Below are 16264 nucleotides of genomic sequence, written 5' to 3'. Positions count from 1 at the left end.
TTGTGCTGACGGAGCTGGTCGAACTGCCGGGCGGGGCCTTCCGCATGGGGTCGACGAGCTTCTACCCGGAAGAGGCGCCGATCCACACGGCCACCGTTGCCGGTTTCTCGATCGAGCAGCATCCGGTGACCAACGCGCAGTTCGCCGAGTTCCTCGCTGCCACACGATATGTCACGGTGGCGGAGCAGCCGATGGACCCGGCGCTGTATCCGGGCGTGGCGCCCGAAGACCTGCAACCCGGCGCGATGGTCTTTCGCCCGTCCCGCGGCCCGGTTAACCTGCGCGACTGGCGTCAGTGGTGGGACTGGGCCCCGGGGGCGTGCTGGCGGCATCCGTTCGGGGCTGACAGCGACGTGGCTGACAAACCCGACCACCCAGTCGTGCAGGTGGCCTATCCGGATGCGTGGGCGTACGCGGCGTGGGCCGGCCGCCGGTTGCCGACCGAGGCGGAGTGGGAGTACGCGGCGAGGGCGGGCTCGACGTCGGTGTACCCGTGGGGCGACGACCCGAGACCCGACGGGCAGCTGATGGCCAACACGTGGCAGGGGCGTTTCCCGTATCGCAACGACGGCGCGCGCGGCTGGGTGGGGACGTCGCCCGTTGGTACGTTCGCGCCGAACGACTTTGGGCTCGTCGACATGATCGGCAATGTCTGGGAGTGGACGACGACCGGGTACTCGGCCCATCACCGCGTGGCGCACGAGGCATCGCTACATGGTCGCTCGGACAAGCCTCGCTCCGAGTGCTGCGGGCCCCCGTCGGCCGACCCGGCCGTCAACCAGACCCTCAAGGGCGGGTCACACCTCTGCGCCCCGGAGTACTGCCACCGCTACCGGGCGGCGGCGCGTTCTCCGCAGTCGCGCGACACCGCGACGACGCACATCGGGTTTCGTTGTGCCGCAAGCATGCCCTAACGGCCCTCGAACCTGAGCTTGTGCGCGAGATTTTGCGGATTTCTCGCACACAAGCTCAGGTTCGGCGGGCGGGCGGCCCGACTTCACCGCGTCGGGCGCGAATCGACAAGCTATGTTGATCTCCACGGCTGGACCCTGACTGTTGACGACGGCCGCACGACAAGGGGAGAAATCTTCGTGGCCCGTTCCGATGCTGATACCGACGCGGCGGCGTCTGGCTTCCGGGGCGAGCGTAGCGACGGGAAAAGGACCGTCGAGCACGTCGAAGACGCTCCCGAGCCGCACCGTCGCGCCGGGGTGATGGTCGGCGTTCTGGTCTGCATCGCATCGCTGGGCGGGCTGCTCTTCGGTTACGAGACCGGTCTGTCGGCGGCGGTGCTGCAAGCGGCGAAGTTCCCCTGGTCAGGCGACGACCAGATGCTGCTCACAACAGCAACCTTGTTGAGCGCCTTGATCGGTGCTCTGTTCGCCGGCAGAGTCGCCGACCTTGTGGGGCGCCGCGACGTCATCATGACCACCACCGCCTTGTTCACCATGGGCTCGTTCCTGAGCGCGATCGCCCCGTCGGTGCTTGTATTGGTCGGCGGTCGGATCATCACCGGCCTGGCCGTCGGCGCCATTTCTCTGGCGGCTCCGTTGTACATCGCCGAGATTGCGCCCACCGCGCGGCGCGGGGCATTGATCTGCGTCTTCCAGCTGATGATCACGGTCGGCATCCTGTTGGCCTACATCGGCCACGAGACCGTCGGACTGACGACGGACGGCTGGCGAATCCTGATGGCCGCCGGTGCGGTACCGGGCCTGATCCTCAGCGCATTGGCGCTGCTGTTGATCGAATCGCCGGTGTGGCTGGCGCTCAAAGGCGATCAGGAGGCAGCGTTGGCGGTGCTGGACCGCTTGGGCCGCCGCGACAGCGCGCTCGATATCGAGGCGATCGAAGCCCCGGCCGATGACCCGCGGTCCAGCGGGCTGGCGGAGGTGTTTTCCCTAGCCGGACGAGCTGCGATCGCCGTCGGCATCGGGTTGTTCTTCGTGCAACAGTTCGTCGGGATCAACGCGATCATCTACTACCCCTCCAGCCTCGAACTGTCCAACGCGCTGCACTTCGGTCTCAGCGAGGGGCCCAGCTTGGTGTTCGCGTTGTGCAACGTGCTGGCGACGGTGGTGGCGATCGTCTTGATCGATCGCCTCGGTCGCCGACGGCTGCTTCTGATCAGCCTGGCCGGCATCGCTTCGGGCCTCGTGGCAATGGCCGTGGCGGCGAGCGGGCACGTGAACCCCGCTGACGCCCAAACCCTTTCGACTGCCGGCCTGTACGTCTTCATCACCTCGTTTGCGATCGGATTGGGTCCGATTCCGTGGGTGATCGCTGCGGAGATCCTGCCGCTGCACGTGCGCGGGCTGGCCATGGGCATCGTGGTCGGATCGCACTGGCTGTTCGACAGCCTGGCGTCGCCGACCGGCCGGCTGCTTGACCACGCTTTCGGGCGACCGGTCGTGCTGATGGTCTACGCCTGCTTCGCGCTTGCCGGTCTGGTGATCGTGCTGCGCAGGCTGCCCGAGACGAAGGGGCTATCGCTGGCGGCCATCAACCGCACGTTCACCGCATGGGCGTTGCGGGTCAGGGAAAGCCGCTTCATTCACTATTCGGTCGCGGGTCTGGCCACCCTCGGCGGCGTTTTGACCGGATACAACTTCGGCGTCACCGCCGTCACGCTTCTGCTCATCGACGACGACTGGCCCCTGACCGCATTCGACAAGGGAGCCCTGGCCAGCGCCATATTGGTGGGCCTGGCAATCGGCTCGTTCTTCGCGGGTCCGCTGTCGGATCGTTTCGGACGCCGGTACTTCCTGATGTCCATCGCGGCGTTGTTCGTGGCGAGCGCTTTCGGCGCCGCGCTCGCGCCTTCTCTTAGCTGGCTGTTGGCCGCTCGCGTGGCCGCTGGCGTTGCGATCGGCCTCACCGGGCCGACGGCCGCCCTTTACGTCTCGGAAGTGGCACCCGCCGCGATCCGGGGCCGACTCGTGTCGTTCAACGAGTTCTCGTACGGGCTGGGTGTCATCGTGGCCTACTGCGTCGGCCTCCTGCTGCACGACGACCACGACGGATGGCGCTTGATGTTCGGCCTCATCGCGGTGCCGAGCACGATCTACGGCTTGGCCCTGCTGCCACTGCCTGAGTCGCCGCGCTGGTTGGCGGCCGCCGGCCGGTTGAGCGAGGCGCGTCGCTCGCTGCTGAGGTTGGTGGGGGTCGAAACCGACCGCGATGGCGAAGCGGATCGCCAGTTGGCGGCGATCACCGCGGACCGATCAACATCGGAGGCCGATGATGTCGGCGAACGCCGTGGTTGGGCGCGGCTATGGCAGCCGACGTATCGGCCGGCGATCGTGGTGGGGCTGGCCCTGATGTTTCTGCTCGTGTTCTCGGGCCAGGGCATGGTGGCGTTCTACGCGCCGACGATTCTGGAGGACATCGGCTTCTCCAACACGACCGTTTCTCTCACCGCGACGCTCGGGCTTGCAGTGGTGAGTTTGATCATGATCGGGGTGTCGGTGGCCATCATCGACCGGGTGGGACGCAAGCCGCTGATGGTCACCGGGTTGCTGGTGATGGCCGCGTGCCTGATCGCGCTCGCCGTGCTGTCCCTCTCGCACAGTTCCGATCCGGTGGCGCGGTGGGGCCAGGTCGCCTGCCTGGTGGTGTACGCCGGTACGTTCTCGCTGACGCTCGCGATGGTGGCCGAAGTCGTTATCGCCGAGCTGTTTCCGCAATCGATCCGTGGCCCGGCCTCGAGCCTGTCGCACGGCATGCGCAGCCTGTTCTCCATCGCATTCGCCGTGACGTTCCCACTGCTGCTCGACTGGCCCGGGCTTTCGGTCACCGTCCTTGTCTACGCGGCGATCAGCGTCGTCGGCGCGTTCTACCTCCTTCGGACGCTTCCAGAAACTAAAGGCAGAAGCCTCGAGGACATCGGCGACTACTGGAGCCGCCGCGTTCAGGACCCGTCAGTGGAAGCCGCGAAGTCAGCGCAATGACTCCAGCGGTGCCGATCCGGCCAGCGCCAGAGCGGTGTCGACCATTGTCGCCAGCAGCGTCGGGTAGTCCACGCCTGAGGCGTCCCACAGCTTTGGGTACATCGTGTCCGGCATCATGGCCGGGATCGGGTTGATCTCGTTGACCATCGGACCGTCCTCGGTGAGGAAGAACTCCACCCGGGCGAAGCCCCTGCATTCGATGGCGTGGAAAGCCCGGATCGCGAGTTGACGTACCTCTGCGGCGACGTCGTCGTCGATCTTGGCCGGCACGTCCCGATCAGCGTGCGACACGTACTTCGCGGCGAAATCGAAGAACCGGCCCTCTGCCCGGCCTTCGACACGGATCTCCCCGACGGTGCTGGCTTCGACTGTGCCATCAGGGTATTCGAGGAGACCGCACGCGAGCTCACGCCCACGCACGGCGGCTTCGACGAGCACCTTCCGGTCATATCGACGGGCTGCGGCGATCGCGTCAGGCAGCTGGTCGGCATCCGTGACCCGGGAGACGCCGAGCGATGACCCACTGCGGGCCGGTTTGACGAACACCGGCAGCCCCAAGCGCTCGAGCTGCCCGGGCGCCACGGTCTCTTGGCGAGGGCGCAGGACCACGTAGTCGCAGACCGGCACCCCGTCGGCGGCCATCAACTTTTTGATGAACTCTTTGTCGACCCCGGCGGCGATCGCGAACACTTCGCCACCCACGTAGGGCACACCGGCCAGATCGAGCAACCCCTGAATCTTGGCGTCCTCGGTGTACGGAAAGGCGACGTCAACCGACGCCAGCGCCTCTTCGCTGGTGACCGCCGCGCCCCACGACGCGTCGACCCGCGGCAGCCGGCCAGGCCTGATCTCCAAACGGTCGGGATCGGCCTCGGCGCGCACCCAGGTGCCCTCGGGGGTGATGCCGATGCCGACCACGTCGAACCGCCGTGGATCCAGGTTGCGCATGATGGCCCCAGCCGACGCGCACGAGATCGCGTGCTCGGTGCTGCGCCCGCCGTACACGATCCCGACACGGACCCGGGGTTTATTCATCGACTCGCTGACGCTCACAAGCCTGAGACGCTACCGTCTTTGGCATCGATGGCTGTGCATGTTAGTTCGCCAGGGGGATACGAAAATAACCCAATCACAAGGTGTGACGCCCTGATGCCGTTCCCCACCCAGCCGATGGATCCCGAATCGGTCGCGGCGGCCCTGGAGGCCATGCGCGACGAAGACGTCGACTGGCGCCATGGACGCGCGTGGAGCCTGGTGTACTCCGCCGGCCTGGAGCACGACGCCGTCATCGCCGACGCCTACCGGCGCTACGCGAACGAAAATGGCCTCAGTCCAACGGCTTTCCCCAGCCTGGCCAGGATGGAGCGCGAGGTGGTGCACGCCCTCCTCGATCTCCTCGGTGGCGACCCGCAACGGTCCGGCGGCACGATGGCCTCTGGCGGCACCGAGTCGATCATCTTGGCCGTCAAAGCCCACCGCGACGCCTCCGGTGTCGGTCGGCCGTCGATGGTCGTCCCGTCGACCGCTCACCCTGCCTTCGCCAAGGCCGGCCAGCTGCTCGGGGTCGAGACCGTGATCGTCCCCGTCGGCGGCGACCTGATGGCCGATGTCCGTGCGATGGCCGCGGCGATCACCCCGCGCACGATCCTGCTCGCCGCCTCGGCGCCGTGTTTCCCCTACGGCCTGGTGGACCCGATCCCCGCCCTTGGCGCGGTGGCGCTGGAGCGGGGCATCGGCCTGCACATCGACGCCTGTCTGGGCGGTGTCATGCTGCCGGTTCTCGCGTCGCTCGGGCTCGACGTCCCACCCTTCGACCTGTCGGTCCCCGGCGTCACCTCGCTGTCGGCCGACCTGCACAAGTACGGCTACGGCCCCAAGGGCAGCTCGACGATCCTCTACGCCGACCGGCGCCTACGCCGGGCGCAGCTGACGGCACACATCGGCTGGCCAGGTGGCGCCCTGGCGTCACCCACCCTGCTCGGCACGCGGCCCGGAGGGGCCATCGCCGGGGCCTGGGCGGCGATCCACCACCTCGGGCTTGCTGGCTATCAGGAGTTGTTCGCGACGGTGACGGCAACCGCGGACGCCCTGAGGCAGGGCATCGCGGCCGTTGGCGACCTCGCCGTGGTCGGCGATCCGCCGGGGCCTGTGTTCGCTTTTGGGTCGGCGACGCGTGACATCTTCGCGGTGGCCGACGCGATGGAATCCCGGGGCTGGCGAATGGACCGCCAGGTCGATCCGGATTGCCTGCACCTCATCGTCAACCCGGTGCACGCCAGCGTGGTTGAGCCGTTCCTAGCCGACCTTGCCGCGTCCTACGACACGGCCTCGCCGCGGCCCGAGCACCGCAGCGAGGCCGTCGTCTACGGCGTCACCGCCCACGTCGTCGATGACGGCGACCTCGTCGGCAGCCTGCTCGACTCGGTGGAGGCACGCTACGACCTGCGGGCCGTGTCGATGGGAGAGGAGCGATGACCGACGGATCGCTGGCCGCCACAGTCCTGTCGTACCCCGCCGCGACGCCTGCTCCGACGGCGCTGATCGAGGCCTGCGGCCTGCCTGAGGTGGGTAGCCGGCTGGCCGACCTGTCGGTGCGCATCGACGACGAGCTCGGGTGCCCGTTCGTACTCGACGGCACCACGATCTCGGTTCCTCCCGACGTCGCCGGCGATCTGCTGTCGGTGGCGATGGTTCTGCGTGAGGCGATCGAGCTGGACTTCGTGCGACGGGGCCCGGTCTCCTGGCCCGACCGAATCGTGGCCCACGCCACCGCCGTTCGGTGCGGGGCGACCGTGTTGCGGCGACGGGTCCGGCCCGGTGCCGTCCCGCTCCCGGGCGTCGCCGTCCCCGGCGGGTTCGAGCTCCTCGCTGGTGATGCGCGCGTCGCGGCCGCGGGCATCGCCGCCTTCCTGCAGCAGCGCGACGGGACTGGGGTCTGCCCGAGCGCGGCGCTGGACGCAGCCGCGCGGGCATTGCCGCTGGCGTGCCCGACGGATGTCCTGCTGACGTCGGGCGGTGACGACCGCCAGATCGTCGACTGGAACACCGGCCTGAACTCCTACGGCATCGACACCCGGCCCACCCCGTGGCGGGCGGCGTTCGGCTCGTGCACCGCGTCGGCGCCCACGTTCCGGGCGTTCGACGCGGCGCGACGGCTGCGCCTGCGGCTGCTGCACGCCGCCCTCGACGGGCGCCTCGACGAAGCCGTCGCGTCCAGTACCCGCGATATGCGGGCGACGCTGCTCGCCTCGCTGGGTATTGACGCGGAACCGGGGACCGAGGTGGTGCTGACACCGTCAGGCACGGACGCCGAAATCATCGCGCTGGCAGTCGCTTTGGCGGGCGGAGGCCCGGTGCACACGATCATCGTCGGACCTGTCGAGATCGGGCGGGGGAGTTCGTCCGCCGCGACCGGGCGTCACTTTTCGCACACGGTGCCGAGCGGGCGGGCCGTCACCGCTGGAGCCCCGATCGACGGGGTGCTGTCCGGCGACGTCACCGCAGCCGAGGTGCCGATCCGCGACGACGACGGCTTCGTCCTCGCGCCCGAGGTGATCGCCGGCTACGTCGATAGCGCCCTCGACGCGGCGCCGCCGGGACGGGTCCTGCTCCACGTCGTCGAGGGTGCAAAGACCGGGATCAGGGCACCGCTGCCCGAGTACGTCGACGAGTGGGAGGACCGGTTGGGCGGGCGGCTCGACGTGGTGGTCGACGCCGCGCAGATGCGCATCGACCAGCCCACCGTCGCCGCTCACTTGGCCGCAGGCCGCATGATCATCGTCACCGGATCCAAACTCTTTGGCGGCCCGCCGTTTTCGGGGGCGGTGCTGCTGCCGCCCTCGCTCGCTGACCGGGTCCGCACGACGCCGCCGCCCGTGACCGGGCTGGCCGATTATCTCGCCGAGGCCGATGTGCCGCCGGGCCTCGCCGGGTTGCGGTCGGTGGCCAGGCCCGGCGCCAACGTCGGCCTGCTCGCGCGCTGGGCTGCGGCGCTGGCCGAGATGCGGTCGTTCCACAGCGCGTCGTGGGAGATCCGCGACGAGGTGCTGCGGCGGCTCGCGGCGGGCTTGCGCGGCATCCTCGATGCCGCAGATCACGTGCAGATCGTCGAGAGCCCGTACTCGGTGATCCCGGCCGAAGACCAGCGTGGCCTGCGCGACCTGCCGACGATCTTCACGTTCGTGGTCCGGGGCTCCGGGGGTGCGCTACTCGACATGGACCAGGCCAAGGTCGCCCAGACGCTGCTCGGCAGGGACCTCACCTCCGAGCTTGCCGCGGTGCCCGGTGCGCATCAGGTCAAAGCGCGTTCGTTCCATGTGGGCCAACCGGTGAAGGTGTGGCGTGAACAGCGTGATTCGTCCGCGCCCGCGCGGTCCGGCCGCTGGATAGGGGCTTTGCGGCTGGCCATCGGTGCGCCGACGGTGTCGCAGGTGGTGTTCGACCATACGCGCGGCGCGACGTGGACAGACCGGATCGCGCTGGAGCTGTCCGACGTCCGCGACGCGCTCGACAAGCTGAGGCTTGTGGTCGATCACCTGCCGCTCGGTTGAGCAGCGTCAGGGCTTGATCAGCAGTCCCTGACCGGTCGGCAGTGTCAGGATCTCGCAGCCCTGGGAGGCCGCGAACTCGTCGTGCGTCTCTTTCTGCTCGTGCATGCCGTTCCAGCCGTAGTCATCCAGAACGACGATCGCGCCGCTGGTGAGCTTGGGCCAGAAATGCTCCATGGCCGCACGCTCAGGCAGCGCGATGTTCATGTCGATGGAAAGGTATGCCACACGGTCGATTTCGACGGAGTCGAGAGTTTCGGGAACCTTGCCGCGAACCAGCTTGGCCCGGGGAAAGGGTGCGAAGTTTGCCTTGGCGACCTCGTAGCACTCCGGATAGAGCTGCTCGTTGATGTCGGGCCGGGCCCCTCCGAGGCGGCGGAGATCAAAGACGCGTTCCCCCGCCGACATCTGCTCTTCCGGCATGCCGCAGAAGGTGTCGAACAACCAGAAGTCCTTGTCGAGGCTGTTGAAGTCGACGTACTCGCAGATGGCCAGTGAATGCCATCCGGTATTAACCCCGCATTCGACGAAATCGCCTGGGAGCTTTGCGCAGTGGCTAGCGGCCCACGTGGTCACAGCCACCGCCCAGCGGATGTCGAACTGTGGGCCGCCGCTCACTTCCCGCATGGCGTGCTCGGAGCTCTCCCCGCGCTTGTACGCCGAAATGAAACGCGGATCGGTGAGAAAGCTGATGTCCTTGCGCCAGGTGGCCAGCGTATCGCCGTCGTCGTAGGAGGCATCGGGGCGGTCGCTGCCCAATCTCGCGCGCAAAGAATCGTTTTCGCGCTGGAGATCTGCAAGCTGGGCGCGCAGAGGTTGCTCTTCGCGCAAGCGGCTCATCGGAGATCCTGCTCTTCGCGCAAGCGGCTCATCGGAGATCCGCGGTTTCTGTGTCTAACATGCACCCTCCTGAATGATTTAGAACCCACCCGGGCCCGGAGCTGAAGCGCCCTGCAACGCTCCTTGACCGAACGACCCATACTTGACGGCACCGTCCGGTAGGTGCAGTTCGCCGCGTTCGAGACGAGCGCGCAGGTAGGCGAATGACTGCACCGTCTGGGCCCACAGATGCTCACCCGCACGCATTGCCCGGCGCGTTCGGCCATCGCGAGAGGCCAAGCGCGGCAACGGTTCGATCACCGTGTCGTAGTCCACGCTGAAGAAGACGGGGAATGCATAGCGGTCTTCGGACACGTTGCGGACCCGGTGGGTGGTGGCGATGAACTCGCCGTTGGTCCACAGCTCCAGCATGTCGCCGATGTTCACGATGAAGGTGCCGGGAATCGGCGGCGCATCGATCCACTCACCGGCGCCGTTGAGCACCTCCAGGCCCGGCGCGGTGGGCCTGAGCAGCGTGACGCATTCGTAGTCGCTGTGCGGGCCGACCACTGGGCGGGCGTCGTCGTAGTCCGGGTCGTAGGGGTAGTGGAGCAGCCCGAACTGGCTGGGTGTCTTGGTGGCGTTGCGTGTGAAGTAATCGGGGTCTTCCCCGAGTGCCACCGCGAAAGACCGCAGCAGCAGCCGGCCGACGTCGAGCACCGCGTGGTAGTAGGCGGTCACCGTGTCGGCGAACCCGGGAATGTCCGGCCAGACGTTGGGTCCCAGCAGCGGGTTGCCTGCCAGGTGATCCGGGTCGTCGAGCGGCAGGTCCAGCGCGCAGGTGAACGCCTCCTTCAGCCGGGGCTTTTCGTCGACGAGGCTTTCTTCACCTCCCGGCGCGTAGCCGCGGTGGTTTTTCGACAGAGCGACATGGATACGCATCTTTTCTTCCAGCGGCAGCGCGAAGAACTGCTTCGCGACCGTGAGCAGCCGCTCGAACAATTTCTCAGGCACGCCGGCACCGGCAATGTAAAAGAACCCGACTTCGCGTGCGGCCTTGCCGATTTCGGCGGCCACTGCCACCGAGCCGGCGGCGTCGGTCGATCTCAATGCACTGATATCGACCACCGGGATTGACGTGAACGATGTTGCGCGACTCACCACGTCGTCATTCTCGTATCTCCTCGGCCAGCTCGCGGGCGTAATCGGGAATGCCGGGTCGCGCGCGCAGTAGGTTGTCGTGTAGCTCCTCGAGGACCTCCACGGAAAAGTCGGTGTCTCGCCACCGGTCCACGGAGATACCGAATCCCAGTCGTTCCCAGAGTTCGGCATTTTGTGCTTCGTGTTCGCCGAACGGTTCGAGCAACACAAGAGGCGTGGCCGACCAGATCGAATCGAGCATGGTTCCGCCGCCGGGCTTACTGACCATCGCAAACGCCGACCTCGCCAGCTCGAACGATCCGTGGCATTCGGTGCCCTGAACGTAGTCCGGGTCTGTGCGCCCATCGACCCTCGCGAAGGGTGGGTAACCGTCGTCCAACCACGGATGCCAGCTCGGGTCGATCATGAAGTAGCGGATGCCTGCGTCCTGCGTGGAGACGTCGTCAGCTTCGTATGCGACGATATCCAACTCAAACCTATTCTCGCGCAGCTCATCTGACTGCTGCCGATAGGTGCCCATGCCCCAGCCGCCACCGTGGAGAAGCAGCCGGCGGTCCCGATCGCTCCACCGCATGGGCGGTCTGGCGCTCACGGGGATGGTGTGCGGCACAGTCGAATGCTCCCAGTCCGACAGCCACACCTGTCGCACCTGAGGCGGGAGTGGGCCCGCGGCACGGAACGACGGTGATGGCACCGAGTCGACATGGCAGACGTCGACGTCGGGCGTGTGTCCCGACAGTTCGGCGCACTGCGTGACGATGGGCAGCCAGAAGCCGGACAGCACGACGACACGCTGCGGGCGCCGCTCTTGCCAACGTTGCGCCAACTCACGCAGTGCCGACTCTGGCACTGCTGTGGACGGGTCGACGGCCAACCGCTGCCCGGCGAGCGCCATGCGAAAGTCGCGGTGGAAGGCGAACTTCATCTTCGCGGTGGTCGCGCGTTTGGAGTCAGGCAGAAGCCGTTCGAGCACAACAACTTCCGCGTCCGCGCCCAGTTCCCGCGCCCGCTGGGCCAGCAGCAGTCCCGGCACGTGCACACCCAGGGCCACGCCTGAGGTCAGGACATCGATCACCCGGCCGCCTTACCCAGCCGGCTGCGGGCGTCCGCGTGGATGGCCGCCATCACGCGAATCCGCTCGGCGGCCGCGGACTCGCCATCCCGATCATCCGTCCCGCTCGTCAGCATGTCCCGGATGCGCCCGAACTGGACGTCGTAGTACGCGACCGGCGCGAAGCGCAACACTTCGCGCGGCGAGTCGTCGCCTGTGACAACCAGATTCAACGGCGCGCGACCGGCTACGGGAAGAAGGAACTGTCGCAGCCGCGCGCCGGCACGCTCGAAGACGAACTCGTGTTCGGCCGCATGCTTGGCGTCGAAGCAACAGTCGAGGGTCCACTCCCGTCCGTCCGGCCAGACGAGCCGGGAACGGAAGGAGCTGTCGACCCCGTTGGGCCCGCTGAAGTCGGAGTGGCCCGTTCCAGTGGCGTCGGCCAGACCCCAGACTGCCTGCACCGCCTGCAACCAGTAGCTCGAGGCGTCGAAGAAGATCCCGCCCCCGAGCTCAGGTCGGCACCGATAGCCGTCGGGCGCCGGCACAGCGAATTGAAGTGTCGTGCGCACGGATTTCAGCGCGCCGTACCGGCGGTCGGCCACCATCGCGCGCAGGCTCGCCTGCCATTCGTGCCCCACGGTGGGGATGGCCTCAATGAACCGGACTCCGGTGTCAGCCGCCGCCGCCTGCACCGCGGCAACTTCGTCGCCGTTGAGGCACAGGGGTTTCTCGACGACCACGTGCTTGCCCGCGCGCGCCGCGCGCTGCGCCCATTCGTAATGCGCGGAATTGTGCAAGGAGATGTACACCGTGTTGATCGACGGATCTTCGATCAAGGCCGAATAGTCAGGATGCACGACCGAAATGTTGTGCTGTGCAGCAAAACTGGCCGCGCGATCGGGGTCGCTCGCGCTGATGGCGTGGATCGTTGCGTCGTCGTAGCGGGCGCTCGGACCCACCATCGCACGCTCTGCGATCTTGGTGGCGCCGATCAGGCCGATGTCAAGTGGCATGTCCACGTGGTTTCATCCCCGCAGCCCTGACCGCGGCCACCACCTTGTCCTGCCACTGCGGCGCATCGTCGTACGCGCAGTAGGACATGCCGTACAGCCGACCGTCCTTCTCCGACAGGGATCCCCCTCCCAGGACGAGCACACCGGGCCGTGCCCCGCCGAGGTAGAGCAGGCGGGCTTCGCGCAGCGCCGAGATGACGTCGTCCACGCTCTCGTTGGGCTCGAGCGTGAGCCCGAGTTGCCACAGATGACAAGTCAGCCCGGTGTGGGCAACCCGATTGCCGGCGACCAACGCGAGGAGTCCTAGCGAGCGGCGGGCGTTGACCTCCAAGACCGGCACCAGCGTGTCGTCGTCGAGCACCATCGAATCAACACCCACCGGGCCGTGGTAACCCTCGTCGGCGAGCGCTGCACCGACGTCCTCGAGGACGTCCCGGTATCCGTTCCGGTCGAGCAGAGACATCAGGTCAGGACCCGCCGGACCCGAACCGAGGTGGCGGAAGCCATGATTGACCATCATCTGGATCCCGAGGAAATGCGTCGTGCCGTCACGTTTCACGTCCAGATGACCGGAGAAGTCACATTTCTTGGCGAACTCCTGCTGAACCAGCAGCTCGATCCGGCGACCCTCGGCTTCCTGGCGTCTCAACACCCGCTCGATCGCTTTCATCACCCCGGCAGAATTGACCCGCAGTGCGCCACGACCGGATACCCCGTAGGGATCTTTGACCACGACCGGCAACGCGGATTCACTTGCCGCAGAAAACAGCTCGTCGACGGATCGCGACACCCGAGCGCAACCGGGCAGGCCCAGTTTGCCTACCAGCGTGTTGGACCAGGTTTTCGAGTTGACCCTGGCAACGACGTCGACCGACGGCACGTGTGCCGCGCGCCCCCACTGCGTGAGCAGCGACACCGTGTCCGGCAACACCGCGTACGGCTTCACGTTATCGTGCGGTGCGGCCACCTCGGTCATCGGCTGTGCGCCGAGAAGGCGCTCCACCGGGTGTCCGTCGACTTCGTTGTCGGACGCCATGTTCTCGGCCGCCAGGTGGTCGAATTCGATTCCCGCGTCGCCGAGGCATTCCCGCACCGCGGGAGACAACGCGCGTCGCGTGATGAGGAGGTCGCCGGGCGAACACCCTGCGGCGAGCAGCTCGTCCAGCGTCGACACCACATCTGACCCGGTGCGCACGGCAGGCAGCTCAGCTAGATCTGGTGGGCGCCACCACCGCTCGGCATCGAACGTTCCGAAGTGGACAGCGCTCACAGAGCTGGAGCGTTGGCACGCAGGCCGGCCACGAAGCCGGCGAACTCGCGCACCGAACGCAGATGGTCCAACTCGAGATTGTCGTAATCCAGCTCGATATCGAAGGTGTCCTCGATGTTCAGCAGGAACGAGATCATCTGCAGCGAGTCGATACCGTACTCGGTGACAATGTCGGCGTCAGGAGAGAGCTGGTCGCCCGTCATGCCGTTGTCCAACACGGCGGCCAGCGCGTCCTGAATCGCGTCGATGTCGTTATCCATATAGTTCATACCCCATTTAAATAGAGCAATATGCACTTAGAACAAACCGGCATCATGCCTTTGGTGGCCAGTATCGTGCGGACCTTCCGAAATGACGGGCTCTGCCACAACTCGACCATGTCAGTCTCATAGAGATTGCCCACGACGAATTCCGGAAAGAACTTGCACGAGCTGACATTTCCGTCGGCATGGACTTCCAGCCGATTGGACACCGCGAGGCATTTACTCCGCCGCTGCGCCGGCCGGGAAGTGCCGAGGATGAAGTCGTCCACCTCGTCCTCCTCCAGCTGCGGCTGGTAGCGCACCCGGATTTTCCACTTGCGGGCGGCGAGCCGGCGCATTGAATCGCGCAGCACCGGAAGTTGTTCTGGCGGGAGGCGATACGTGTACGAATGCCAGGTGGGCCGTGCGGTCTCCGTGTGCGGCTGCAGCCAGGAGAAGCTCTCCTGATAGACATCATCCATCGCATTGGCGACGTCTTCGCTTATGTACCAAGGGAATTGGAAGTAGACCGTGTTGACCCCGAGATTCTCGGCCCACTCCATGAACTCGTACATCTTGCCCACGTTGACGTGCGAGACCATGCACGACAGCGACAATTCGCCATTGAATCCGCCGGAACGTTTGATGTCCAGCATCATTTCGATGTTCTTGACCGTCCGGGCGAAAGTACCCTTGCCCCGCAGCTCGTCGTGATCGTCGCCGAAACCGTCGAGGCTGACGAGCAGGTTGAGATTCTCACCGATTGTCAGCAGGTCATCGACTTTGCGTCCGAACAGCAGGCCGTTGGTGCACATGTTGACGGTGCGGGGATAGCGCTGCAAGAGCTTGGCGACTTCGCCAAACTTGGTGTGCATCAACGGCTCACCGCCCCAGAGGAACAGTTTCGCCCGGTTTTCAGCTGTGGCAGCTAGCACCCGCTCCACGATCTCGAGGTCCAGCTCGGTCCGTTGCCGGCTCGGACTCCAGTCGCGGAAGAAGCCCTGCTCATTCCACTGGTAGCAGTGCGAGCACCGCAGATTGCAACGGAAGGTGAGCTGAAGGCTGATCTCGTCGGGAATGGGCGCGGCGTATCCCGGATCAGCGAGCTGATTTCGTCTCGCTTTGGACCTGATCGCGACCGTGTGCTTGATATCGGCAAATTCTCTAGCGTTCAACGTCTTTACGGTCTTGGGATGCAAATGAAACCCCCATGTAGTGAGCGAACGCTTCCGCAGGCGAAGTTACACGCGCAGCTAAGTTGCGTCTAGGAAATCGGGGAAAAATTGACGGTCGCGATTTCGGCCGGTCACGGATGGACTCGATCCAGTCGGACGGTCTCCCCGAAGCGGCCTGCGAGTCGCCTGTAGGTCGACGGCGCGACCGCGCGGAACGTCGACGCGATGCGAAGCCATTTCGGCACCCATGCCTCGGTGCGGCCGGTGACGACCGCGACGATGGCATCGGCCACCGCGTCGGCGGACACCGGCTTGGGGCGGCTTCGTTCATTGGGCCGCCCGCGCTTCTCGAAGAACCCGGTGGCCACGACGCCCGGTACGACGACACCGACGTGCACACCGGTGCCAGCGGCCTCGAAGCCCAGGCTCTCGGCGAACGTGTCGAGCCCGCCCTTGGTGGCGGAGTACACCGACTCTCCCGCCACACCGGCCCGGCCGGCCACTGAGGACACGAAACATACTGCACCACGATGTCTTTCGAGCATGCCGGGCAATACCGCGTGGGTGAGCTCGACCGCGGCCAGCAGGTCCACCTCGATGATGTGCCGGATCTGGTCGACCGTCATGTGCGTGAACGGACCCGAATAGCCGATCCCGGCGTTGTTCACGAGGATGTCGATCCGCCCGAACGGCTGCATCGCCTCCGCGACGAGTTCGCGGCGTCCGTCCGGCGTCGCGATGTCCGCGATCACCGCCGCGCCGCCGACAGCGGCGGCCACGCCCGCGGTCCGGTCGGGGTCACGGCCGTGAACCACCACACGGGCGCCGCGCGCCGCCAACTTCCTGGCCGCGCAAGCGCCGATTCCGTCGGAGGAACCTGTCACCAGCGCGACGGCGCCATCTAGATGCATACCCACGCCCCTCACCACCCTCGAGACTGCTGGGAGATCGAGTTTCGGTCGCATTTTGCGATCTGACAGCAGTCTCGGCGATCGCGGGCGCTGTGACCAGGGGCGATTTGGTTTCGCAGCGG

13 protein-coding genes are annotated in these 16264 nt (G+C 66.4%); 4 read left to right on the top strand and 9 right to left on the bottom strand.

Features of this window, described 5'->3' with window-relative positions:
• Positions 1-2 precede the first annotated feature (2 nt).
• Both QOH60_RS15310 and QOH60_RS15305 read left to right on the top strand, forming a co-directional pair.
• Positions 3-914 carry a formylglycine-generating enzyme family protein gene (locus tag QOH60_RS15310; protein WP_526421776.1) on the top strand — a complete coding sequence of 304 codons (912 nt, stop codon included), beginning with the start codon at positions 3-5 and terminating at the stop codon, positions 912-914.
• Between the two features lie 177 nt (positions 915-1091).
• Complete coding sequence (locus QOH60_RS15305; RefSeq protein ID WP_526421774.1) at positions 1092-3950, top strand: sugar porter family MFS transporter; 2859 nt, start codon at positions 1092-1094, stop codon at positions 3948-3950.
• Here QOH60_RS15305 and QOH60_RS15300 read toward each other — a convergent pair.
• A complete protein-coding gene (locus tag QOH60_RS15300; RefSeq protein ID WP_526421772.1) occupies positions 3939-4985 on the bottom strand; it encodes a D-alanine--D-alanine ligase family protein in 1047 nt (348 codons plus the stop codon). The two genes, QOH60_RS15305 and QOH60_RS15300, sit on opposite strands and share 12 nt — an antisense overlap.
• A gap of 114 nt (positions 4986-5099) precedes the next feature.
• On the opposite strand from QOH60_RS15300, the gene QOH60_RS15295 reads away from it, so the two are divergent.
• Positions 5100-6425, top strand: coding sequence for a pyridoxal phosphate-dependent decarboxylase family protein (locus tag QOH60_RS15295; RefSeq protein WP_526421770.1), 1326 nt, complete (start codon positions 5100-5102; stop codon positions 6423-6425).
• Complete coding sequence (locus tag QOH60_RS15290) at positions 6422-8500, top strand: hypothetical protein (RefSeq protein ID WP_526421768.1); 2079 nt, start codon at positions 6422-6424, stop codon at positions 8498-8500. The genes QOH60_RS15295 and QOH60_RS15290 overlap by 4 nt, the downstream gene beginning before the upstream one ends.
• Before the next feature lie 6 nt (positions 8501-8506).
• Here QOH60_RS15290 and QOH60_RS15285 read toward each other — a convergent pair whose 3' ends face one another.
• The 8 genes from QOH60_RS15285 to QOH60_RS15250 form a co-directional block, all read right to left on the bottom strand.
• On the bottom strand, positions 8507-9337 hold the full coding sequence (locus QOH60_RS15285) for a TylF/MycF/NovP-related O-methyltransferase (protein WP_526421766.1): 831 nt from the start codon (positions 9335-9337) through the stop codon (positions 8507-8509).
• A 78-nt stretch (positions 9338-9415) separates the two neighbouring features.
• A complete protein-coding gene (locus QOH60_RS15280; protein ID WP_526421764.1) occupies positions 9416-10477 on the bottom strand; it encodes an isopenicillin N synthase family dioxygenase in 1062 nt (353 codons plus the stop codon).
• Positions 10478-10484: 7 nt separating this feature from the next.
• Positions 10485-11552: a hypothetical protein gene (locus QOH60_RS15275; protein ID WP_526421762.1), complete on the bottom strand. Its 1068-nt coding sequence runs from the start codon at positions 11550-11552 to the stop codon at positions 10485-10487.
• Entirely contained in the window at positions 11549-12544 is a 996-nt protein-coding gene (locus tag QOH60_RS15270; protein WP_526421904.1) for a Gfo/Idh/MocA family protein, read from the bottom strand. The genes QOH60_RS15275 and QOH60_RS15270 overlap by 4 nt, the downstream gene beginning before the upstream one ends.
• Positions 12534-13814 carry an ATP-grasp domain-containing protein gene (locus QOH60_RS15265; protein WP_526421760.1) on the bottom strand — a complete coding sequence of 427 codons (1281 nt, stop codon included), beginning with the start codon at positions 13812-13814 and terminating at the stop codon, positions 12534-12536. The genes QOH60_RS15270 and QOH60_RS15265 overlap by 11 nt, the downstream gene beginning before the upstream one ends.
• Positions 13811-14083 (bottom strand): acyl carrier protein, encoded by a 273-nt coding sequence (locus QOH60_RS15260; RefSeq protein ID WP_526421758.1) that lies wholly within the window; start codon positions 14081-14083, stop codon positions 13811-13813. Before QOH60_RS15260 ends, QOH60_RS15265 begins: the two co-directional genes overlap by 4 nt.
• Positions 14080-15231 carry a radical SAM protein gene (locus QOH60_RS15255; RefSeq protein ID WP_526421756.1) on the bottom strand — a complete coding sequence of 384 codons (1152 nt, stop codon included), beginning with the start codon at positions 15229-15231 and terminating at the stop codon, positions 14080-14082. Before QOH60_RS15255 ends, QOH60_RS15260 begins: the two co-directional genes overlap by 4 nt.
• Before the next feature lie 131 nt (positions 15232-15362).
• Positions 15363-16142, bottom strand: a complete 780-nt coding sequence (locus tag QOH60_RS15250; RefSeq protein WP_526421754.1) for an SDR family NAD(P)-dependent oxidoreductase — start codon at positions 16140-16142, stop codon at positions 15363-15365.
• Between the last annotated feature and the right edge of the window lie 122 nt (positions 16143-16264).

Source organism: Mycobacterium sp. (assembly GCF_032159765.1).
Classification (GTDB): domain Bacteria; phylum Actinomycetota; class Actinomycetes; order Mycobacteriales; family Mycobacteriaceae; genus Mycobacterium.
Note: the sequence above shows the minus strand (reverse complement) of the source record. Positions and strands in the feature narration are given on the sequence as shown.